Annotated in this window: 20 protein-coding genes; 2 read left to right on the top strand and 18 right to left on the bottom strand. The window is 52.1% G+C overall.

Annotation, left to right across the window (positions count from 1 at the left end; genetic code table 11):
• Positions 1-4: 4 nt before the first annotated feature.
• The 11 genes from ACN28Q_RS08105 to ACN28Q_RS08055 all read right to left on the bottom strand — a co-directional run bounded on the left by ACN28Q_RS08105 (position 5) and on the right by ACN28Q_RS08055 (position 9,922).
• Complete coding sequence (locus ACN28Q_RS08105; protein ID WP_230469459.1) at positions 5-559, bottom strand: GTP-binding protein; 555 nt, start codon at positions 557-559, stop codon at positions 5-7.
• 48 nt (positions 560-607) lie between these two features.
• Positions 608-973 carry a roadblock/LC7 domain-containing protein gene (locus ACN28Q_RS08100; RefSeq protein ID WP_095845881.1) on the bottom strand — a complete coding sequence of 122 codons (366 nt, stop codon included), beginning with the start codon at positions 971-973 and terminating at the stop codon, positions 608-610.
• A 32-nt stretch (positions 974-1,005) separates the two neighbouring features.
• Positions 1,006-1,467 (bottom strand): hypothetical protein, encoded by a 462-nt coding sequence (locus tag ACN28Q_RS08095; RefSeq protein ID WP_095845880.1) that lies wholly within the window; start codon positions 1,465-1,467, stop codon positions 1,006-1,008.
• Positions 1,468-1,502: 35 nt separating this feature from the next.
• The gene (locus ACN28Q_RS08090) at positions 1,503-2,603 is read right to left on the bottom strand and encodes a tetratricopeptide repeat protein (protein WP_131928986.1); all 1,101 of its coding nucleotides are present in this window, start codon (positions 2,601-2,603) and stop codon (positions 1,503-1,505) included.
• Positions 2,604-2,944: 341 nt separating this feature from the next.
• Positions 2,945-3,790, bottom strand: coding sequence for a type II secretion system F family protein (locus ACN28Q_RS08085; protein WP_095845878.1), 846 nt, complete (start codon positions 3,788-3,790; stop codon positions 2,945-2,947).
• Positions 3,791-3,797: 7 nt separating this feature from the next.
• Positions 3,798-4,439 carry a type II secretion system F family protein gene (locus tag ACN28Q_RS08080; RefSeq protein WP_165907074.1) on the bottom strand — a complete coding sequence of 214 codons (642 nt, stop codon included), beginning with the start codon at positions 4,437-4,439 and terminating at the stop codon, positions 3,798-3,800.
• Positions 4,440-4,696: 257 nt separating this feature from the next.
• Positions 4,697-5,986: a TadA family conjugal transfer-associated ATPase gene (locus tag ACN28Q_RS08075; RefSeq protein WP_095845876.1), complete on the bottom strand. Its 1,290-nt coding sequence runs from the start codon at positions 5,984-5,986 to the stop codon at positions 4,697-4,699.
• Between the two features lie 60 nt (positions 5,987-6,046).
• Complete coding sequence (locus tag ACN28Q_RS08070) at positions 6,047-7,183, bottom strand: CpaE/TadZ family protein (RefSeq protein ID WP_095845875.1); 1,137 nt, start codon at positions 7,181-7,183, stop codon at positions 6,047-6,049.
• Between the two features lie 36 nt (positions 7,184-7,219).
• Positions 7,220-8,620: a type II and III secretion system protein family protein gene (locus ACN28Q_RS08065; RefSeq protein ID WP_095845874.1), complete on the bottom strand. Its 1,401-nt coding sequence runs from the start codon at positions 8,618-8,620 to the stop codon at positions 7,220-7,222.
• A 72-nt stretch (positions 8,621-8,692) separates the two neighbouring features.
• The gene (locus ACN28Q_RS08060) at positions 8,693-9,565 is read right to left on the bottom strand and encodes a CpaB family protein (protein WP_131928985.1); all 873 of its coding nucleotides are present in this window, start codon (positions 9,563-9,565) and stop codon (positions 8,693-8,695) included.
• Positions 9,566-9,679: 114 nt separating this feature from the next.
• Positions 9,680-9,922, bottom strand: a complete 243-nt coding sequence (locus tag ACN28Q_RS08055) for a Flp family type IVb pilin (protein WP_095845872.1) — start codon at positions 9,920-9,922, stop codon at positions 9,680-9,682.
• 1,366 nt (positions 9,923-11,288) lie between these two features.
• Between ACN28Q_RS08055 and ACN28Q_RS08050 the strand changes: the two genes are divergently transcribed.
• Complete coding sequence (locus ACN28Q_RS08050; protein WP_095848960.1) at positions 11,289-12,497, top strand: phosphoadenosine phosphosulfate reductase; 1,209 nt, start codon at positions 11,289-11,291, stop codon at positions 12,495-12,497.
• Positions 12,497-13,123, top strand: coding sequence for an IbrB-like domain-containing protein (locus ACN28Q_RS08045; RefSeq protein WP_095845871.1), 627 nt, complete (start codon positions 12,497-12,499; stop codon positions 13,121-13,123). The genes ACN28Q_RS08050 and ACN28Q_RS08045 overlap by 1 nt, the downstream gene beginning before the upstream one ends.
• 80 nt (positions 13,124-13,203) lie before the next feature.
• On the opposite strand, the gene citX is transcribed toward ACN28Q_RS08045, so the two are convergent.
• Genes citX through ACN28Q_RS08010 form a run of 7 tightly spaced genes read right to left on the bottom strand, consistent with a single transcriptional unit; the run spans position 13,204 to position 19,746 of the window.
• Entirely contained in the window at positions 13,204-13,743 is a 540-nt protein-coding gene (citX, locus tag ACN28Q_RS08040) for a citrate lyase holo-[acyl-carrier protein] synthase (RefSeq protein ID WP_095845870.1), read from the bottom strand.
• The gene (gene citF, locus ACN28Q_RS08035; protein WP_095845869.1) at positions 13,740-15,266 is read right to left on the bottom strand and encodes a citrate lyase subunit alpha; all 1,527 of its coding nucleotides are present in this window, start codon (positions 15,264-15,266) and stop codon (positions 13,740-13,742) included. Before citF ends, citX begins: the two co-directional genes overlap by 4 nt.
• A 10-nt stretch (positions 15,267-15,276) precedes the next feature.
• Positions 15,277-16,152, bottom strand: coding sequence for a citrate (pro-3S)-lyase subunit beta (citE, locus tag ACN28Q_RS08030; protein ID WP_095845868.1), 876 nt, complete (start codon positions 16,150-16,152; stop codon positions 15,277-15,279).
• Entirely contained in the window at positions 16,149-16,442 is a 294-nt protein-coding gene (gene citD, locus ACN28Q_RS08025; RefSeq protein WP_095845867.1) for a citrate lyase acyl carrier protein, read from the bottom strand. Before citD ends, citE begins: the two co-directional genes overlap by 4 nt.
• 18 nt (positions 16,443-16,460) lie before the next feature.
• Positions 16,461-17,480, bottom strand: a complete 1,020-nt coding sequence (gene citC, locus ACN28Q_RS08020) for a [citrate (pro-3S)-lyase] ligase (RefSeq protein WP_095845866.1) — start codon at positions 17,478-17,480, stop codon at positions 16,461-16,463.
• A gap of 16 nt (positions 17,481-17,496) precedes the next feature.
• On the bottom strand, positions 17,497-18,360 hold the full coding sequence (locus ACN28Q_RS08015; protein WP_095845865.1) for a fumarylacetoacetate hydrolase family protein: 864 nt from the start codon (positions 18,358-18,360) through the stop codon (positions 17,497-17,499).
• 21 nt (positions 18,361-18,381) lie between these two features.
• On the bottom strand, positions 18,382-19,746 hold the full coding sequence (locus ACN28Q_RS08010; RefSeq protein ID WP_095845864.1) for a 2-hydroxycarboxylate transporter family protein: 1,365 nt from the start codon (positions 19,744-19,746) through the stop codon (positions 18,382-18,384).
• Positions 19,747-19,966 lie beyond the last annotated feature (220 nt).

Raw genomic sequence — 19,966 nt, 5'->3', positions numbered from 1 at the left:
AGGATTAAACCTCTTTATCTCTGGCACGTTCAAGTTGATAAAACAGTGCTTTCAGCAGCAATAAAACGCTCTCCGGCCTGCGGGCATCCAGCATGGCGACAGGGAAGAACAGCCCCTCCTCGCGGAGCAGCTTTTTGTATTGCTCAACGTCCGGCAAAGGGGATAAATCACATTTAACAATGCCCAGCAGCACGATGGCCTTTCCCACTATCGGGCCGGATTTCAGCGCCCGTAGCCAGCCGCGGGTTTCTTCCAGTGGATCGGGCCGGTGATTATCCACCAGGAGCAATAACCCAACGCTGCCGCGTTCCAGAATCTCCCGCATAAAAGTGAAGCGCTCCTGCCCCGGTGCGCCATATAGCCGCATGCGGTTTTGCCCACCCGGAACGGTCAGCTCACCGTAATCAAAACCCACGGTAGTGGTTTCTTTATCCGTTGCGCATCGATCCGATGCCCGCACATCCGTTGAAACGACGCTGATCTCACTCACGCTGCGGATAGCCGTCGTTTTGCCGGAGCCGCTACGTCCCACCAGGATCACCTTATAGTCTTTTATCATCCCGAGGTTCCCTATGCAGTCCGCCTGCGCCAGGCAGGCGGAGGCCACTTATAAAACGACGATAGTTTCTTCAACGTTCGTGACTTTGCGTCTCGCCAGCGCCAGATTGCCATTGCGGCGATCCAGAATGGTATAAACAAACACGCCGTCCACCGCCTTCACCGGCCGGAGTATGTGATACTGTTTTCCCAGCGTAATCAGGATATCTTCCACCTCATCGCTGCTTGCCATTAATCTCAGCATCTTCATATTCGCGCGCAGAACATCGGTAATGGCCGCCGCAGCAATTTCGATATCCAGCCCGGCAGATCCCACGCCGTGTAATAACATGCCATTTCGGGCATCCACTAACGCTGCACCCAGGGCCCCATCCAGGTTGACCAGTCCATCAAGTAACTTTTCCATTTCCGCCATTCTTTGCTCCTGTGGGATTAATCCCGTTGTGATTAATCAGAGACCTTTAAGTCATGAATAACTTCTTTAACATTTGCCAGTAATATATTGTCGATGGAAAGGCCTTCCACCTTCAGTTTTAATATCTGGCACCATGGCTTCATGCCCGGTGTATAGCAGCTAACCACCGCATGAACTTCTGAGGTCAGACAAAGTTCTTCATTGACGGCCGAGTGAAGCGTATATTTGTCCCCGGCGCTGAAACGTTCCGTGCCGGGTGGCACAGACTCATGAATAATAATCGGTGAATATTCCCGCAGCTCGGCAATGTCACTGAGTGATGTTTCCCAGTTAAGCGCGCAGGGAAGAATACTTTCATTGGTTTCCCACGGCCGGGGCCGCGATGTATCCGGCTTATTACGATAGCCACGCAGCAGCCCATCCGCGCCGATCATCAGATGCGTGACGCCTGTAGGCACCTGCACCAGCAGCCCCTTGTACTCATAGATTTTCATAATGATTATTCCCGCATTGAAATTTGCTGCGCTAATTATCCATAATAAATATCAAATACCAGCCGTTCCCCGGCAGTCTTGTTTGCTGCCAGTCTGAATATCTTTGTTTTAGCCAGCGAATGTGTAAATTCAAACTCAATCAGAACAGTGTCTGGCCGGTTCTGATAAAAGGTCAATTTATTAATATCTGGATGCTTACGTGGAATATCGTTAGCCGCCCGGAGCAAATGCGGCCCCAGCCGGACATTATGGAGTTCGAATACACGCTTATTTTTATCAGCACCGGGTAGCTCTCGGAAATTAATGGCCTGCCGCGATTCCAGCGTCATCCTGAAATACCCTTGATGTCGCCCGCAGCGCACCGCGGAAACCTCTTTCAGATTCTGGGTGACCGATAAAGAAGCCGTTTCCGACAGCACCGCTGTTTTAGCCAGCCCGGATTTGCTTTCCAGCAACCGGGTAATCTCATCTTTCACGGGGCCAGAGGCATCTTTTGCCGCGGTAGCCTGTAATACCGGCGGAGAGGCGGTTCCCTTTGCCTCTTTCAGCTTGTAGGTGGCCGATAAAGAAGCCGTTTCCGGCAGCACCGCTGTTTTGGCCAGCCCGGATTTGCTTTCCAGCAACCGGGTAATCTCATCTTTCACGGGGGCAGAGGCATCTTTTGCCGCAGCAATCTGTAATACCGGCGGAGAGGCTTTTCCCTTTACCCCCGGGTTCACCGGCTGCGGAGCCGGTTTAGCAACAGGCAGTCGGGCCGTCTGCGCATGCGGGCGCGGGTTAACTTTTGCCAGCGCTTCTACCAGCCCCCCGGCATGATCGGACAGTTTTTCCTGCTGCAGGATACCCTCGGCACCGGTAAAGTCCTGGAGTTTTACGAGAACATAAACCAGGTTATGCAGCGCTTTCTGGCTCGCATGCCCCCGGTTGTATAGCGTGAGCAGATAGTCTCTGGCCGTGGCGTAATCTTCCTGCATAATTGCCAGCATCGCCAGATTGTTGATGACGACATCGTCATCAACAAAAAGCTGTCTTGCATGGTTAAACGCGCTGAATGCACCCGTAAAATCCCCATTTTGCGCCATCAGGATCCCCTGAACATTCCAGGCTTCACCGTTTTTGGGATTGCGCTTAATCACCTGGGAAATGGCCGCCTGTGCCTCCGCCAGGCGCTCCAGTTCCAGCAGGTTCTTGCTTTCCAGCAATAGCGCTCGCTCATCTGAATTATTGGTGAGCAGCGGTTGCAGGTACTGGCGGGAAGACTCAAAATCTTCCGCCATATAATAGTATTTCGCCAGTTGGTAACGGGTCTCCTTATCTTCTTTGCGGCTGAGCTTTTCACGATAAAGCTTAATCAGTCCGTTATAGTTGTTGACCTTACTGAGAATATATTCCCGTTGGCTGTCATCAAGTTCGTTGCTATTACTGAGGGTCTGGCAACCGCCAGTCAAAAGCATCGACAGTATCACTGCAAGGTTAATTATTTTGACCATACTGCCACCATTCCTACAAAACCTGGCCCGGCAACAATGACCAGTAATGGAAACATGATGAAGGCTATCATCGGCAACGTCATTTTTGCTGAAAGGCTGGCTACTTTTTCCTCTGTATTCAGCAGCTGTAGCTCACGCATTTCTTTGGAAAGGTCGATCAAGACCTGGTAAATCGAAGAGCCGTATTTAATACTCTGCTGTAAGGTAGAGCACAACATTCTAACTTCCGTTGCTGGAACTTCCTCATAGAGTTGTTCCAGCGCAGCGTTAATCCCGTTAACCTCTGTTTTAAGCATTGCCCTGTCGAACAGAGTGGCAATATTGGGGTTGATTTCATAAATATTATCGGCGATATAGCGTAATGCTTTTTCAATCGTCATCCCCGACTGCGCACATACTGCCATCATATCAATGACAAACGGCAGATCGTCGGAGATTCTTTTCATGTGTTTTTTTATCGTCATTTCTTTTATCAGATTAGGCAGCAAAATAACCACCACCACCACAAATAAAACACAGAGGAACAACGTGTTCCGGGAAAAGCTATAAACACCTGATACGTCAACCACAAACAGGATCAGTACCGCCGCCGCTGCGGTTAACACTTTAGCGACAATATTTTTATCCATCATCGCGGTCCAGGAGACCAGTCGGCTGGTTTTCTTCATTATTTTCTCAACTGGCGTGCTATTATCCGATGAAGAAACAACGAGCGATTGGCTATTCTGCACCAGCAGGCGATAAATATTCTCTCTGCGCCGTTTTCGTATATAGACCCGGGTTATCCCCCCGGCCCCTACGACAAGCAGCGATAGCGCAATAATATAAAACATAAGTCACCTATATTTTATTCATCATCATCCAGACAATCAGCAATCCCAGCAGAATGCTGCAAATGGCGTAATAGAGCATCATCTGGCCAGAAGGGTGATGCAACAGGATGTCAAAGTTAGCTGGCGACTGATATTTCATGAAGAAGAAGAAAAAAATAGGAATCCCCGTCAGTATCTTAATGGACATTCGGACTTCCGCTGTCATGGCATATTTTTTCTTTTCCAGTATTCGCGCATTAGAGATCAGCTGCCCAAGACGCGACATCACCTCTTTTACCTGCCCGCCGCCCTTCATATTCAGCTGTACGGTAATAATGAAAAAGTAGTATTCGTTAAAGGGCAGACGTTTCCAGGAGGCCATAAAGACGCTGTCCGCATCTTCCCCGATTTCCAGGCGCTGCGCTATTTGTTTGAATTCATCGCCAAGCACGCCCGACATTTTTTCCCCGCACTGTTCAATCCCCTGGATAACGGAATTGCCGGCGCGTATTGAGCTATTAATAATATTCAGCGCTTCCGAAAACTCAGCATCAAATGCAAGGCGCATTTTTTTCTTGCTGTTCAGATAAAGCCCGTAAAGGGTCAGCACAAAGCACAGAGACTGTACAATGGCCGCGTTCAGGTTCAGATAGTTTTGGTTGACGTACAAACAGCCGGCCTGAACCAGTATCAGGATAATCGCATGGCGCAACGCGGTGCTGCGTTGTTTGCCGATTAAATGCAGCCGCATATCGCTGATAACGCGTGACAGCCAGTTCCCCAGGGGGTTACGCCTCAGCCTGTTGGTCAGTTCCACTCTGTTCCGGGCCGTATCTGCCCGCTGTAAAAGCTGTATTCGCCTCTGCTGGCGATACCACAACCATAGCTGAATAATGCCGGCCAACAGCAAAAGGCTAAAAATGATAATCATGGCATCCGGTTCCCGAACAAGTGTTTTAAAGGTTCAAGCAGGCCGTGTACCAGCGCCTGCCGGTAAACGGCCGAACGCTGTAACAGCCCAAAACAGGTAAACGTTCCCTGAACATTCCCGTGCTCATTGCGATCGGCCTCAGCGCTGAAGCTGAAGATGTCTTGCAAAATAATATTGTCGCCCTCCATGCCCATCACTTCGGCGATATTGATGACTTTGCGCGATCCATCCGGCAGGCGTGACACCTGGACAATAATATTGATGGCGGAGGCGATATTACGGCGTATAGCCGCCAGCGGCAGTGAGGCACTGGACATCATGATCATACTTTCCAGACGTGCCAGCGCGTCGCGCGGCGAGTTGGCGTGAAGCGTGGACATCGAACCATCATGCCCGGTGTTCATCGCCTGAAGCATTTCAAACGCTTCCTCACCGCGACACTCACCGACGATGATCCTGTCCGGGCGCATACGCAACGCATTCACCATGAGGTGTCGCATACTGACCACCCCCTGATTTTCCGAACCGGCCATACGCGTTTCCAGGCGCACAACGTGCGGCTGCTGCAGGCGCAGTTCCGCCGCATCTTCCAGCGTCAGCACGCGTTCATCTTCATTGATATACTGCGACATCGCGTTAAGCAGCGTGGTTTTCCCGGAGCCCGTCCCCCCGGACACAATAATGTTGACCCGGCACCGGCTGGCTATTACCAGGAAATTTGCCATCATCTCGTTCATGCTGCCGTACTCCACCAGGTCGGCCAGCGATTTCTTCCCCTTGCCAAACTTACGGATCGAAATTGATGCGCCATCTAACGCCACCGGTGAAATCACCACATTCAGACGGCTACCGTCCGGCATTCTGGCGTCCACCAGTGGCTGGGAATCATCCACGCGGCGCCCAACCCTGGCAACCAGCCGTCTGGCGATATCGGTTAACTGATCATTGTTCAGGAAACGTTTATCGACCTGCTCAAGCTTGCCAAAACGCTCGACAAAAATGCGGTCCGGCCCGTTGACCAGAATGTCGCTGATGGTATCGTCTTCCATTAATTCCCGCAGCGGGCCATAGCCGGTTATCTCATCGGTAACCAGTTCACAAAGATCGTGGCTGGTGCGGGAAGACAGATACCGCCCGCTGCTGTTAACCAGGCGTGTAATCACATCGTTAATTTCCCGGAACAGTGCATCACGATCGTGCCGCAGTGCATCCACCCGCTCTAAATCGACACTCTTAAGCACCTGCTCCCGAAAATAGAGAAGTGATTCAAAACTCTCCGTATCCATCGCTTTCGTTATCCTTGAAATTTATGTCCCTGCGCCGTCGGGCGGGGAGGGCACAGGTCGTTATGACTTACGGCCGGAATGTAATTTGAATAACGATGATAGAGACCGCTTCTTCACAGCGTCTGCCGGTTTGCCGAGCAGGGTTTGTGCCGCGAAATGCCAGAGGGGAGTACCGTTCAGCGCTTTATTTTTCTTTATGCTCCAGGGATTCACTACCGACAGCGGGCACGCTAAATATTCCTCAATATCTTCATTGTGCAGCTCATCGCTTTGCGCGGGGCGGCTTTCATTCAGGCAGATAAATACGCGCAGTTCTTTGCCGTTGCGGGATAAAGCCATACGCTGTTTTTCATCCAGTAAACGCTTCGCCACCCGCAGCGCACTCAGATCACGGTTAATCACCAGAATCAGCGTATTTGAACTCGTGAAGATCGTCTCAAGGTGTTCATTGGGTTGGGTATACACGCCGTGTTCAAACATCACGAGGTTAAAACGGTTAAAGTGGTTGTCATCATAGTTCCAGGCACCGTCCAGTGATTCGATGCAGGCGGACTGATGTTCATTGATTTGTATAATTGCCCCATCCCTGGGAAGAGCATGGGAGGTAATTAAATCCAGATCCCGGCTGCCGCTGGCACCCTGCACAAGCAGCGACGGAATAGACGTCTGCATACCGATGGCCTGAAAAAGCTGCCAGGCGACGGACGATGTGCCTGCGCCGCCTTTACAACCCAACAGGCTGATTTTCATCGTACTGCGCGCCGCCAGCGCGCTATCCGACTGCTGTAACTGGCCGGCAAGCTGCGCCAGCTGAGACTGAATATGCAGATAGCAAAAACCTGTGCTGCTCAGCGCCTGCGCAAACGCAATGGAATCATTGTTGCCTAAAAAGATGTGGCGCGCGCTGGCGGGAATAAGCAGCGTGGCCGTCTCGCAAATCAGCGTCACGTCATTGCAATTCGCGATATCGATAATAACCGTAGCGGCATCGCGCAAAATACTGTCATCCTGTAACGCAAAAAAATCGAGTGGGTGGCCAATGACGTTTTTAAAATTATTAATTAACAATAAACTGGTCACGTCGGACAATATCTCTTTGTCTGGCGATATCACGACAATCGACTGCGCGGCGCTCTTTTTTGATTTATTTACGGCTTCTGGCTCGCTTTTCTTTTTGGCATCCGAAAACAATTTCATCTCTCACTCCCAAAATATCGTGATTCCGCGCTGCCGTTATCGGGCAAAACCGCCCTGCTCCAGGAAGCGCCCGGCGTCGTTATTTAAACGGTCTTCGCGCATTTTCTGATCGACACCAACGTTAAAGAACAGTTTTTCTATCGAGCTGCGCCGGAAGGACGGCAGTGAAATATTTCTGGCCGAGGCTGCGGGCAGCGGCTTAACCAAATTCACCGTGGCAAAAACGACCAGCTCGCTTTTACTTCTTTCCGTATTGGAACTGCGGGCCAGCGCCCCCAGCACCGGAATGTCGCCAATAAACGGCACTTTGGTGAGCGACTCTTTGTCTGCCTCGCTCAATAAGCCTGCGATGACAAAGCTATCGCCATCCGCCAGCTCGATGGTGGAGCTGGAACGGCGCGTGCGCATGGTTGGGATCTGATAATCGTTATAGGCGTAGGTGCCCGTTACGCTACTTAATTCATTTGAAACAAACAGCCGTATTTTTTGGCGTTTTTGCACTTTGGCGGTGATATTCAGCCGAATGCCGTATTCTTTATACTGCACAGTGACTGAGTCATCCTCTTTCACCATAATGGGAATTTCCCCGCCCACCAGGAAACTGGCCGACTCCCCGGAAAGCACGGTCAAATTAGGCTGGGCAAGCACTCGCGCAATCGAGTCATTTTTTACCGCGTTAATCAGGGTACTGATATTTGCGGCGTCAAAACCGCGCCGGAACCCCAGCAGATTGAACACGCCGGGGCTGTTAGCGGAGCTATCATTATTAATAATGCTATCCAGTGTCAGACTGCTCCATTCAATGCCCAGGGTGTCGGTAAACTCTTTGCTGACCTCCACCACGGTAAGCTTGACGTTAACCTGGTTCGATGACGGGAGCTGCAAGCGGTTAATCACGTTGTCATAGGTTTTCGCCGCCGTGAAACGGGCATCTTCGTTACTGCTTGCGCTTTTTCCACTGCTCTCTCCAGAACCGACAAGGGTGCCGACAAGCTGGTAAACCCCATCACGGGTTTCTTCATCGGCAACCGTGCCGCTCAGAACCCATGTCGCTTTTTCGGCATGCTGGAAGCGTTTAATGTCGACCGCGCTGCCGGGGTATTCACGTGCCACCCGCTGGCGGATATCGCCCAGAAAGGGATCAACATCCACGCTGAGATTCATCAATATTTTCGCTTTGTTGCCATAGACGATAAGCTCGGTGCTCCCCATCTTGCGGGCATACAGCACAATATTTTTATTATTAACGATTTTGTAGTCGGCCACGGCCGGATCAGAAACAAACACCGTACTCACCGCTTCGCTAAAGCGCAGTGTTTTCGATTGCCCGGGTTTAAGATTCGCCTGTTCTGCCTTTGCTTGCAGAGAAAATGCGCAAAACAACAGAAGCAACGGCAACATAAACAGCTTGTTAATACAGAACGAACATTGAGTCATGTTTTAAAATACCCTTATATCCAGATTCTATTGTTTTTATCCGTTGCATTGACCAATTAGCTCTGGCGGTTGCTAACCCCGCAGCTCATTGATTTTCGTTACGAGCGTTTCAGGGGCAGCAGGTGCATTAAAAATCATGTCGTTGCTGACCGGCCATGCCGCTTCCATCACCGGCAGCGCAATATCCGATTGACCGTCCTGAGAAGCGGTGGTCGGGAACAGTAAAACATTGGCCAGGTCTCCACCGAGGCCCTTTAGCATTTTGACCTCACGGTCCTGTAGCTCCACCACCAGTTGGCTGCCTTTTTCAACCACCTTGACACCGTTATTGTTCACGGTTTTGGCCGGGCGAATCGCCAGCACGCGTTTATTGCCCATCAGCGGTTTTAGCCGGTTATGCTGCAGATTTTTTTCCCTGGATTGTTCCGCGCTAATTTCAAGTGTCTCTTCCTGTTTGGGATAGACCCGGCGATAAGACAGATAAATATCTACCCCTTGCCCGGCTTTGATGTTGTCTAATAAATAGTTGTCCGGTTTTTTTAGCTCAAAGGTATAGAGAATATTCCCTGGTTTTAGAAACAGGGAAAGGTAATCATTGCTGCCCGGTTCAACCAGTAAAGTTGGCATGATCCATGAACCAGCCGGAACCGCACTTTTTAGCGCCCACCTGTCCAGCGTCTTGCCCACGAGATTAAACTGGGAATCGGTACTGCCCACGTCAACCGCCACGGTTTTAATCTGAAAGTCTTCCGCACGTAAAACCGTGGTAGCCTCTAAATCACGCACAGCTACCGCCACGCTGATGGTTTGTTGCGGCTTTATTTCTGGCTGACTGACCTGCTGAGGCACCACCGTGTGGGACTGGTTAAAATAGAAAAACAGGCCCAGGATGCCAACAACGATCATTACCGTATAAACGATCAGGCCACTCCTTTTCATATTCATTGTTTTTTCACTTTATTATTTTCAGTATCCACCGAACAGTGAACAGACATTGCATCCGGCAATGTCTGTATCAAAACAATTAAAGCTCTACTAAAGCTCTACGGCGCTTTCCGATTAAGGCGTTCCCGTTGCCATGGAATTTGTGACCGAAGTTGTGACTTTCGCAAAAATGTTTGTTAACAATGTAGCCACGGTCCCGCCAGAACCAAAAACAGTGGCGACGACAGCCGCTACCCCAGCGATAACAATGCCGTATTCAACGGCAGTTACGCCTTTTTCACTGAGTTTAAAGCGCTTGATGCTTTCAGTGACGGATACATAAGTGGCCAAATACTTAGTATTAATAGTGTTAAGCATATCTAATTCCCTTGTTAACCCATAAATAAAAAAGCCTGTTAGTAATTGATGGGGGAATAAATCTCACCACGAGAGTCAACAATGACTAACGAGAGGAAATAAAACATAATTTCGACACGGGCTAATGTTTATGACAAAAGTTTGTTAGATAAACGAAGCGATCTTATAACAATTGCCGATCGCTTAATAGCGCATGCGATAACTCAAAAGAGGTAAAAAAGCGCAATAAACAAGTAACTAGCTGTAAAATAAGAAAATTAATATCTTATTTATTGTTTTTTATCAGTTTTTAATTCAGGTTTTTAGTATATTTACCTGTATGGTTAACATTTGCCAAACATTTTTATGGCTAAAATAAATGATACTATTTAACATCGCGTCTATTGATGTAATGGAATTATTTCATCTGGCGGTGTTTATGGGTAAAAATAACGGTGCGGTACTAAATGCCTGTATTTAAATATCGTTAATCCTGGCGGTTTATCCTCTGCGATGGGCGAGGGATACAGTTGATAAACAGTGGGGGTTATCGCGAAAAATTAACAGAAGAGCAGCATCCAATCAGTGTGGTTTTATTTATTTCCAATATTCCAAAAAATAACGGCAAACACGATTATTTAATCTATCAATACAATTTTTCAGCATATACAGGATGTTATATTGATATGGGTAAGTAAAATACACTGTTGCGCAAAAATTAGTGTAAAATATCATAAGTAATAATGTTGATTTATATAAACTTAACACCTGATGATTTTTCCAGTATTTTGATTGTGTTAAACTTTAAGTACCTATGAAAATCAAACTCGATATTTAACCGCATCCAGTTACACTGATCTACATCAATAGACAATCATTTTGTGAAAATAAATTTTATATAACGATGCCAGTAGTGTTTGCTACTGGTAGTTATGAGAATGGGCGTTAATAAATCATGAGTACCGATGATTTTATAGGATGGAATGCTTAATGCGTCTTGAATTGAACACTTGCTTATTGTTTTTTTTAAGATAATACTCTGGAATCTTTCATTTAAAATGAATGTTTTGTGTTGTTTTTCGATCAAAAAATAAGAAATTAAAATTAATTAGTGGAAATGCTTACATGATGACCTAACTCTAATGGAATAGATCGGCCTTCAATATTGGATGCCGGAAATATTCAGGAGATATATAATTCCTGATGTCTAAGCTAATAGTGATATATCATCCTCCAGATTACTTGAAAAACACTTTCATGCGGAAGTGCCGGGTGGCCAGTTTATCATTCTGATCAAGTACCGACACGTAATGAAAGCATGACACGAGTCTACATCCACCGACGCAACAGGGTTACATTAATGCATGATGGAGAAAGCAACAGCGCCATGAAACGCGAACTGGATATTAATGTACTTGATGCAGCACTGCTGCGGCTCGAATGGGTTTTTGACACCTTTAATAAGGTGTGTTTGTCCTTCTCCGGGGGAAAGGATTCCACCGTGCTGTTTCATCTTACCGCCGCAGTGGCACGGAGTAAGGGCAAGACGTTTGACGTGCTGTTCATTGACTGGGAAGCCCAGTATTCACTAACCATCAACCACATCCAGGCCATGAAGGAACGCTACCAGGATGTCGTCGGCCAGTTTTACTGGGTGGCATTACCCCTAACGACCGTGAACGGTGTGTCCCAGTATCAGCCGGAATGGGTCGCCTGGGAGCCGGGAACTGAATGGATCCGTCAGCCCCCGGAAGGCGCCATAACCTGCCCGGAATTTTTCCCGTTTTACCGGCATGCCATGACCTTTGAAAATTTTGTGCCTGCGTTTGCAGAATGGCTGGCCGGGGGGGAAAGCCTTGCCTCAATGATTGGGATCCGGACCGATGAATCCCTGCAGCGTTATATGGCGCTAACCTCACAAACAAAACTGCGCTTCAGCGATGACACGCCCTGGACCACCGCCTCCCCGGAAGGCTACAGCTACACTTGCTATCCGTTATATGACTGGAAAACCCGTGATATCTGGATATTCTTCGCACAGACAAAGCTTCCCTACAATCCACTGTATGATCTGATGCAACGCGCCGGCGTGCCATTGAGAAATATGCGAGTTTGCGAACCCTTTGGCCCGGAGCAGCGCCGCGGATTATGGCTCTATCATATTATCGAGCCGGATACATGGGAAAAACTCTGCCGCCGCGTAAGCGGCGCCCACAGTGGCGGCATATATGCCAATGAATCCGGCGATTATTACGCCCTGCGGAAAAAAATACGCAAACCTGCACACCATACCTGGCGCAGTTACGCCCTGTTCCTGCTGGACAGCATGCCGCAAAAAACCGCCGAACATTACCGCAATAAAATCGCCATCTACCTGCGCTGGTACCAGACACGCGGTTTTCCCGACGATATACCCGATGAACAGGAAAATGATCTGGGTTACCGGGATATTCCCTCCTGGCGGCGGATCTGCAAGACCATCATAAAAAATGATTTCTGGTGTAAAACGCTGTCGTTCAGCCCAACCCGATCCGAACACTATGAACGCTACTGCCGGAACATCAGTCAGAAAAGAACCGAATGGGGGGTACTGTAATGTCACCGAAAATCGCGCATATCATCATTGAATATATTGAAGCACAAGAAGATGTGCACCAGAAGATCCGTGTCATCAATGAGCTGAAAAGCCTTATTCATCAGCACAGCCCATTCAGCCAGGAGCCTGTCGACTGCGTGTTGTGGGTGCGGGAGGAGACTGTGGAGGCTAACGACTATAACCCCAATGTGATGGCCTCGGTGGAAAAAAAATTGCTGGAGCATTCCATTGAGATGGACGGTTTTACCCAGCCGATAGTGGTGGCCAGGCAGGAAGAAAAAAACCTTGTCGTGGACGGCTTTCATCGTCACCTGATTGGGGCATCGTGCGAGCAACTGCATGAACGGCTCCAGGGTTACCTGCCGGTCACTTGCATCAACGTCTCCCGGCACGGGCAGAAAGAGCGAATAGCGGCCACCATCCGGCACAACCGGGCCAGGGGAAAACACCAGATAACCGCCATGTCCGATATTGTCAGGGATCTGTGTCGCCTTGGCTGGAAAGATGCGCAGATAGGTACCGAGCTGGGGATGACTCAGGATGAAGTGCTGCGTCTGAAACAAATCAGCGGCCTTGCTGAACTCTTCCTCAATGAAGAATACAGCAAGGCATGGACTGTTAAGTAAGTTTACCACCTGAACAGAAGGGCATCGGGAAGGGGAAGCCGGCCCGGGCGGCAAGCTCCGGCACATTTGCCGCGGCGGGTTTAGTCGCGAGCGAACCAGCCATCAATCAGTTTCTCGACCTGTGCGACCACCTCGTCCACCGGGTGGCGGCGTGAACGCGCGCAGCCGTGTGCCGGCTCATTACACACCAGGCAGCGGCGGGTATTCAAATCCAGCGAATGCCGCCCGATTTGCCCATTTTTCGGGCAAAACACGTCAATGTCCCACAGCCGGCCAAGCGAATGCGTCTGTTCCATCTCAACGCACTGCGCTTTAATCTCTACCGCCGGGTGCTCAACGCACCATAGCGCTTCCGCGCCGGTCGGCAGCCATAGCACCTGGCGATCCAACACCGGCCAGCGGTTTTGCCACAGCAGTTGATCGCAGGCTTGCAGCGCCACGCCCATGGTGTTGCGGTAGCGAATACTGTCTTTGACTGCGCCTGGGGTCACCAGCGTCAGTGAGATAATCGGTTGTTGATAGCGTGCGAGCCAGTCAGCCTGACGCGCTGCACGGTTATCTTTCGCCGCCAGCAGCGCTTCAAGGCTGACGCCCGCTTTAACGGACGTCAGAGTGGTCATTGATTTTCCTCTTTCACCTGGCGGACAACGTCAATCACGCTGCCGTCACGATAACGGATCACCCCGACAATACGGTCGGTGAAGGCGATAGGTTTCGGCTCACCGGTCAGGGAGATGGCGCGTTGGTACAGGGCTTCGATATCGACGACGTTCAGGCCGGCCGCCAGCAGGCGCTCGCGGATATCCGGGCGCGCCGGGTTAACGGCAATCCCGTGGTCAGTCACCAGCACGTCGATGCTTTCCCCCGGCGTCAACCGCGTGGTGACGCGTTTGACCACCGTCGGGATACGGCTACGCAGCAGCGGCGCAACCACAATCGTCAGGTTAGCCGCCGCCGCCACATCGCAGTGACCGCCGGATGCGCCACGCATCACGCCATCAGAGCCGGTGATCACGTTTACGTTAAAGTCGATATCGATTTCCAGCGCGCTGAGGATCACCACATCCAGTTGATCGCAACTGGCCGCCTTGCCGCCGGGGTTGGCGTAGACGTTCGTGGAGATCTCAACGTGGTTCGGGTTACGGCGCAAAGAAGCGGCCGCTTCACCGTCGAAGCACTGGGTATCCAGCAGCTTTTCGATCAGCCCTTTTTCATGCAGATCCACCAGGCTGCCGGTAATGCCGCCGAGTGCAAAGCGCGCTTTCACACCGTGGCGTTCCATTTTCTCTTCCATAAAGCGGGTTGCCGCAGTGGCCGCTGCGCCGGAGCCTGTCTGCATGGAAAAGCCGTCTTTGAAATAACCGGAGTGTTCGATCACATCAGCCGCATAGCGCGCGATCATCAGTTCACGCGGATTGCTGGTGACGCGCGCCGCGCCGACGCTGATTTTCGCCGGATCGCCAACGCTCTCTACCTGCGCGATCAGATCCACCTGATCCTGGCCGAGACTGGCAGGCATATTGGGGAACGGCACCAGTTCTTCGGTCAGCAGCACCACTTTTTTGGCGAACTGCGCGTCCACCATCGCATAGCCCAGTGAACCGCAGCAGGATTTACCCTGCGTGCCGTTGGCGTTGCCAAACTCATCGCTGCACGGCACGCCCAGGAAGGCGACATCAATCTTTAGCTCGCCGTCCTGCAGCAGTTTTACGCGCCCGCCGTGGGAGTGGATCTGTACCGGTTCAGCCATCAGGCCGTGAGAGATCGCATCGGCCAGCTTGCCGCGCATCCCGGAGGTGTAGATCCGGCTGATCACGCCGCTCTGGATATGTGCGATCAGCGCATCGTTGCAGGACATCAGTGAACTGGAGGCCAGCGTCAGGTTTTTAAAGCCCAGGCGCGCCAGCGTTGCCACCACGTTGTTGATTACCCGGTCGCCTTCACGGAATGCGTGGTGAAATGAAATGGTCATGCCATCTTTCAGGCCGCTGCGGGCAATCGCGTCTTCCAGCGAGGCACAAAGTTTGCGCGTATGTTTGCTGTTAATGTCAGCCAGCCACGGTGTGGTGGCATGGGCGCCCTCAAAGGGCGTTAACTCACACAGATGTGGGAAATTAACGTGAAGAAGCTCAGTATGATTCATTGTTCTGTCCTTAATGACGCACGCCGGACGCAGCCGCACGTTCCAGCACCATCTGCGCGTGATTAATAATGGGGGCATCGATCATTTTGCCGTTTAGCGAAACAACACCCAGGCCGTTGCGTTCACCTTCTTCCGCCGCTGCGATAACCCGTTTGGCGTGGTCAACCTCCTGCTGAGTTGGCGCATAAGCGTTATGCAGCAGATCGATCTGGCGCGGGTTAATCAGCGATTTACCGTTGAAGCCCATCTTGCGCACCAGCGCGACTTCCCGCAGGAAACCGGCCTCGTCATTTACGTCTGACCACACCACGTCGAAAGCATCGATCCCGGCGGCGCGGGCGGCGTGCAGCACGGCGCAACGGGCGTAAAACAGCTCGGTGCCGTCGCCGCGTTCGGTTTGCATATCCATCACGTAGTCAAACGCGGCCAGTGCGATACCAATCAAACGCTGAGAACTGCGGGCAATCGCCACCGCGTTAATCACGCCGATAGCCGATTCGATCGCCGCCATCACACGGGTAGAGCCCACTTCACGGCCGCAGGCCAGTTCGATGCGCGCCAGGTGGTTTTCCAGTTCGTCGATATCTTCCGGGGTATCGGTTTTCGGCAAACGCACCACATCCACACCGGCGCGCACCACCGCTTCCAGATCCTGCAAGCCAAACGGCGTGTTCAACGGGTTGATGCGCACCACGGTTTCAATATCCCGGTACATGGGGTGTTGCAGCGCATGGAACACCAACAGGCGCGCCGTATCTTTTTCACGCAGGGCGACCGCATCTTCCAGATCGAACATGATCGAGTCCGGGCGATAGATAAAGGCAGTGGAGAGCATGGCGGCGTTAGCGCCGGGCAGGAACAGCATGCTACGACGAAGTTTTTTCACAGCAGTTTCCCCCAGTCGATTTCCTGCCCTTCGGTAGCGCGCAGGATGGCGCTTTGCAGACGGGCACGGATCACGCAGTCGAGCGCGCCTTTATCTTCAATGATGATTAACCCCTGGCGGACATCCATCGCATCCAGCGTGGCGTCCACCACCTGGCGGATCTGATCGCCGAACTGCTTGATCACTTCGCTGTGCACAACCACCTCCAGCTCGCCGTCGGCGGGAGCGATTTTTACCATTAGGTCGCTGGATTCCAGGGTTCCTGCCAGCGCCTCCTTCACGATTTTCATATTTAGATTCCTGATTTTTTAAGCAACTTCCGCGCTGTAATGGGATTCGAGATACGCGAAAGTGGTATCCGGTACGATTTCCCGAATACGGGAAAACTGATGTGTTTTAAGTAAACGGCGCACTTCCGATGCAGAGATGGCATGGCCGGTGGCCTGGAGCCGTGGGATTTCCACCACCGCTACTGCGCCTGCCAGCAACTGATGCATGGTCTGGTTGTACTGGCGGGTGATAGCGCAAAACGGCTCGTTGCCGATAAACCGGTGGGTAATGCCCAGCGCCGGCGCAATGTGGTTGCGGAAGATCAGCAGATCGATCTCACTCCACGCCTGCTGCACTTTGCCGGTCTCTTTCAGGAAGTAGGCCGGGAAGGTGGCGCGGGAAATGATGTACTGCGAGCCTTCATGCACGGTGACATTCGCCAAATGCGCCACGCCGGCTTTCACCATCTTCAACCGTGCGGCGAAAGGAAAGAACGAGGCGTCTTCCTGCACCACAAACAGGTGCAGCCAGTCGCAAGTTTGCGCGGCCTGCTCCACCAGATGGCGGTGCCCAAGCGTAAAGGGGTTGGCGTTCATCACTATCGCGCCAATGCGCTTGCCCGGCACGCGCTTTGCCTGCAAACAACGGCAGTAGCGCTGGATACCTGACGGGGTGTTTTCCATCAGAATCGCGTTATTACCGCTCTGGGCGAGCGGCCAGAAGCCACTGCGCTGAAAGCGCTCCCGATTGCAGGGGCGGGTGCAGAGAAACAGATGAAAATGCCCGCGCGCCAGCGCCAGGTGCTCAACTTCCGCCAGCAGCCGCGCGCTGAGGTTCTCACCACGCAACTGTTCGTCGACGGCCACACACTTGATGACGTTGGCGGCCAGGCCGGCACAACCCACCAGCCGGTTTCCCGCCCAGGCCTCAACGAAGGTACTGATGTCACTGTCCATGCCCAATCCGCTGTCTGCGAGCAAGGTGCGGATAGCGGCCAGCCGTTGGCGATTGCCGTTGACTTCCGCGATGCGGAAGTCGATGGGAGGGCGTGCTTGCATGCTATTGCCTTCGTCCTTAGTGTGCCGCCGTCAGCGCGTGGGCTGGCGCATCGATAATCACATTGCTGAGGTGGCCGATATGCTCGATTTCCACTTCAATGCGATCGCCCGCTTTCATAAACAGCGGCGGGGTGCGTTTTTTGCCTACGCCGCCCGGCGAGCCGGTGATGATCACGTCACCGGGCGTCAGGCTGGTGAACGTACTGATGTACTCGATAAGCTCGGCCACGCTATGGATCATGCTGGCGGTGTTGTCGTCCTGCACCATGCGGCCGTTCAGCCAGGTACGGATCGCCAGTTGATGCGGATCCGGGATCTCGTCGGCGGTGGTCATCCACGGCCCGAACGCCCCGGTCTGCCGCCAGTTTTTGCCGGCGGTGAACCAGGTGTGCTGCCAGTCGCGCGCTGAGCCGTCCATATAGCAGCTGTAACCCGCCACATGGCTTAATGCCGCCTGGCGGGGGATATCTTCCCCGCCTTTACCGATGATCACCGCCAGCTCGCCTTCGTAGTCGAATTCGCTGGAGTGGCGCGGTTTCAGCACCGGTGCGTTATGCCCAGTCTGCGAATCGGCAAAGCGCACGAACAGCGTTGGCGCCGGGTTGTGCTGATCAAACTCTTTGCGTTTTTCGGCGTAGTTCATGCCGACGCAGAGAATTTTCCCCGGGTTGTCGATCACCGGCAGAAATTCGAGATCGTCAAAGCGGATATCCGGCGTTTCGCCATCCAACTGCTGCGCCTCATGCAGCGCGTCGGCGGCGAGCAGCGATTTCAAATCACCGTAGCGGTTACCCAGGCGCTGGCCGAGATTGATAACCCCGTCGGCCTTGACGATGCCGTAACTACGGATCCCCTGGTGGATAAAGCTTGCGAGTTTCATATCAGTTCCTGTAATGCTTAATCAGACGAGGAAATTGCCAAGGATCAGCAGCGATACCGATACGTTGATCGCGCCGCCGATACGGGTCGCAATCTGCGCGAACGGCATCAGGCCCATGCGGTTGCCCGCAGTCAGGATGGCAACATCCCCGGTACCGCCCTGGCCGCTCTGGCAGCAGGAAACGATGGCCACATCGATAGGGTGCATGCCGATCTTTTTGCCCACGAAGAAGCCGGTTGCCACCAGTGCGAAAACGGTACTGACGATCACCAGCAGGTTGTTGATGGTGAAGGCGTTAACCAGTTCTTCCCACGGCGTAATCGCCACGCCAACGGCGAAGAGAATGGGATAGGTGACCGAGGTCTGGAAGAATTTGTACACCACCTGCGAGCCTTCCAGCAGGCGTGGAGAAACGCCGTGGGCCAGCTTGATCAGCACGGCGATAAACAGCATGCCGACCGGCGCAGGCAGGCCAATCAGTTTGTGGCCGAGCATCCCGATCATGTACAGCAGCACCGCCAGCAGCGCGCCCGCCGCGATGGTCGTCACGTCGGTTTTGCCGGAGAACGCCGGCGCGGCCGGGGCGGGTTCGTCGCCGTTGCTGCGGTTGGGCATCAGTTGCCCTTCACCGGTCAGGTGCGGGAAGCGTTTACCCAGTTGGTTCAGGCAGCCGGAGATAATGATGGCGGTCAGGCCGCCGAGCATCACCATCGGCAGAACACGGCCGAGCGCAACACCCTGGTCCATATGCAGCAGCGCCGCGTAACCGATGGACAACGGAATGGCACCTTCACCGACACCGCCGGCCATGATTGGCAGAATGATAAAGAAGAAGATTTGGAACGGTTCCATGCCGAGCGCCAGGCCGACGCCCATCCCTACCAGCATGCCGACCACTTCACCGCACAGCATCGGGAAGAAGATACGCAGGAAGCCCTGGATCAGCGTGGTGCGATTCATGCTCATGATGCTGCCGACGATGATGCAGCAGATATAGAGATAGAGAATATTGGTGGATTTGTAGAACTTGGTGGTGGATTCCACGACCACGTCCGGCAGCAGACCGTAGTAAACCATGGCCGAGGGGATAAAGGTGGCGCAAATCGCCGCCGCCCCCAGCTTGCCGACGATCGGCAGGCGTTTACCGAATTCGCCGCAGGCAAAGCCGAAGAACGCCAGCGTCGCCACCATCACCACGATGTCGCTCGGTAATTTGCCGCCAAGACAGTCGATCGCAATTAATGCGCCCGCCAACAGGAATAACGGCAATGGAATAATGCCGACCTTCCAGGTGTCCATAATATGCCACCACTTATCTTTCAGTGATGTCTTCTGAATCGATAACGGTTCAGAGGTAACAGGAAATGAATCGTCAGTTGTGCTCATGATTAAGCCCCTCGGTTATTTTGTTCCGACAGGGTAAATGGCCAAAGGCACACGTAATGTGAGGTGCGACATAATAAAATTAGAGTTTTAATGGCGCCTATGGTTTTTATGGTTTCTTTTACTCTATGTGATTTACACCTTAATTATTGGCGTGGTTTTTATGGTTTTTTTAAATAAAAATACAAGTTAATAACATTTCCAAAAGAGAATGTTTAACAGG

The organism is Gibbsiella quercinecans, from assembly GCF_002291425.1.
In the GTDB taxonomy this organism is placed as follows: Bacteria; Pseudomonadota; Gammaproteobacteria; order Enterobacterales; family Enterobacteriaceae; genus Gibbsiella; species Gibbsiella quercinecans.
The sequence above is the reverse complement of the archived record's forward strand: the minus strand, read 5'-3'. Positions and strand labels throughout refer to the sequence as shown.

Coding starts and splice junctions, on each gene's coding strand:
- ACN28Q_RS08105 (WP_230469459.1), bottom strand. CDS start 559: ATGATAAAAGACTATAAGGTGATCCTGGTGGGACGTAGCGGCTCCGGC.
- ACN28Q_RS08100 (WP_095845881.1), bottom strand. CDS start 973: ATGGCGGAAATGGAAAAGTTACTTGATGGACTGGTCAACCTGGATGGG.
- ACN28Q_RS08095 (WP_095845880.1), bottom strand. CDS start 1,467: ATGAAAATCTATGAGTACAAGGGGCTGCTGGTGCAGGTGCCTACAGGC.
- ACN28Q_RS08085 (WP_095845878.1), bottom strand. CDS start 3,790: ATGTTTTATATTATTGCGCTATCGCTGCTTGTCGTAGGGGCCGGGGGG.
- ACN28Q_RS08075 (WP_095845876.1), bottom strand. CDS start 5,986: ATGGATACGGAGAGTTTTGAATCACTTCTCTATTTTCGGGAGCAGGTG.
- ACN28Q_RS08070 (WP_095845875.1), bottom strand. CDS start 7,183: ATGAAATTGTTTTCGGATGCCAAAAAGAAAAGCGAGCCAGAAGCCGTA.
- ACN28Q_RS08065 (WP_095845874.1), bottom strand. CDS start 8,620: ATGACTCAATGTTCGTTCTGTATTAACAAGCTGTTTATGTTGCCGTTG.
- ACN28Q_RS08060 (WP_131928985.1), bottom strand. CDS start 9,565: ATGAATATGAAAAGGAGTGGCCTGATCGTTTATACGGTAATGATCGTT.
- ACN28Q_RS08055 (WP_095845872.1), bottom strand. CDS start 9,922: ATGCTTAACACTATTAATACTAAGTATTTGGCCACTTATGTATCCGTC.
- ACN28Q_RS08050 (WP_095848960.1), top strand. CDS start 11,289: ATGAAACGCGAACTGGATATTAATGTACTTGATGCAGCACTGCTGCGG.
- ACN28Q_RS08045 (WP_095845871.1), top strand. CDS start 12,497: ATGTCACCGAAAATCGCGCATATCATCATTGAATATATTGAAGCACAA.
- citX (WP_095845870.1), bottom strand. CDS start 13,743: ATGACCACTCTGACGTCCGTTAAAGCGGGCGTCAGCCTTGAAGCGCTG.
- citF (WP_095845869.1), bottom strand. CDS start 15,266: ATGAATCATACTGAGCTTCTTCACGTTAATTTCCCACATCTGTGTGAG.
- citD (WP_095845867.1), bottom strand. CDS start 16,442: ATGAAAATCGTGAAGGAGGCGCTGGCAGGAACCCTGGAATCCAGCGAC.
- citC (WP_095845866.1), bottom strand. CDS start 17,480: ATGCAAGCACGCCCTCCCATCGACTTCCGCATCGCGGAAGTCAACGGC.
- ACN28Q_RS08015 (WP_095845865.1), bottom strand. CDS start 18,360: ATGAAACTCGCAAGCTTTATCCACCAGGGGATCCGTAGTTACGGCATC.
- ACN28Q_RS08010 (WP_095845864.1), bottom strand. CDS start 19,746: ATGAGCACAACTGACGATTCATTTCCTGTTACCTCTGAACCGTTATCG.